The following is a 1,378-nucleotide window of genomic DNA, read 5'->3' on the forward strand; positions in this document are numbered from 1 at the left end:
GCGACGGGGTGGGCGGGCGGATCCGCACCGACGCGGTGGACGGCTTCCTGCTGGACCGCGGGTTCCAGGTGGTCAACACCGCCTACCCGCAGCTCGCCCGGCACCTGGACGTCGGCCGGCTCGACGTGCGCGCGTTCGACAGGGCGCTGAAGGTGCACACCGGCGGACGTCAGGTGGAGCTGGGTGACCCGCGCCGCGACCCGCGCGCGGTGCCCAGGGCGCTGGCCGCGCCGATCGGTTCCCCCGTCGCGAAGCTGGCGCTGGCCGCGCACGCCGCCGCCGTCGCCTACCTGCCGTCCCGCGTGCTGCTGCGCCGCCGGGACGTGCCCTCGGTGGCCGCGTGGCGGCGGCGCGGGATGGGCGGGGCGCTCACCCAGACGGTGCTGCGCCCGTTCTTCACCGGGCTGACGTGCGACCCCGCGCAGGTGACCTCCAGCCGGTTCACCGATCTGATGCTGCGCATGTTCGTGCGCGGCGAGGCCGGCGTGCCGGACGCCGGTATGCAGGAGATCCCCGAACAGCTCGCCCGTCAGCTGCCCGGCGAAGCGGTGCGGCTGCACACCGAGGTGCGCGAGGTCGGCCCGGGGCGGGTCGTGACCGATCAGGGGCAGGTCACCGCGCGTGCCGTGGTCGTCGCCACGGACGCCGCGAGCGCGACCCGTCTCGTCCCCGCTCTCACGCCCCCGCGCTGGCGCGGCCTGACCACCTACTACCACCGCGTGGACGGCAGGACGGGCTGGGACGCGACCCTGCTCGTGGACGCGGACCCCTCCCCGGTGACCAACACGGTGCCCGTCAGCGCGGCGGCCCCCTCCTACGCGCCGCCGGGCCAGACGCTGCTGGCCACCACCGCCGTCCACGAGGACGGCGGCGCGGCGGGCGACGAGGGGCGGGTGCGCGCACGTCTCGCCCGGCTGTACGGCACCGCGAGCGGCGATCTCGACCACGTGGCCACCTACACCGTGCCCCGCGCGCTGCCCGCCATGACCGCGCCGCACCGCTTCCGCCGCCCGGTCGTGGTCGGGGGCGTCGTGGTGTGCGGCGACCACCGGGCCACCAGCTCGCTGCAGGGCACGCTCGACTCGGCGGAGCGGGCGGCGGACGCCGTCACGGCCCGCCTGCGCGGCCCCGGACAGCGGTAGCGGCGCTTTCCCGGCCATCCGGGTGACGCCACCGCGCCGCCCAGCCCCGCGCCGCCGTCCTCGTGGACGGCGGTGGTGGCCAGCAGCGTCTGGCCCGGCGGCGCGTAGGAGGGGGCCGCCGCGCTGACGGGCACCGTGTTGGTCACCGGGGAGGGGTCCGCGTCCACGAGCAGGGTCGCGTCCCAGCCCGTCCTGCCGTCCACGCGGTGGTAGTAGGTGGTCAGGCCGCGCCAGCG

The 1,378-nt window shown here is 77.2% G+C and carries 1 protein-coding gene; it reads left to right on the forward strand.

The window, feature by feature from the left end; genetic code table 11:
- The coding region (locus AB8Z75_RS34815) for an FAD-dependent oxidoreductase (RefSeq protein ID WP_369209126.1) at positions 1-1,142 on the forward strand (1,142 nt) is incomplete at its 5' end.
- Positions 1,143-1,378 lie beyond the last annotated feature (236 nt).

This window comes from Streptomyces sp. PU-14G (genome assembly GCF_041028275.1).
In the GTDB taxonomy this organism is placed as follows: Bacteria; Actinomycetota; Actinomycetes; order Streptomycetales; family Streptomycetaceae; genus Streptomyces.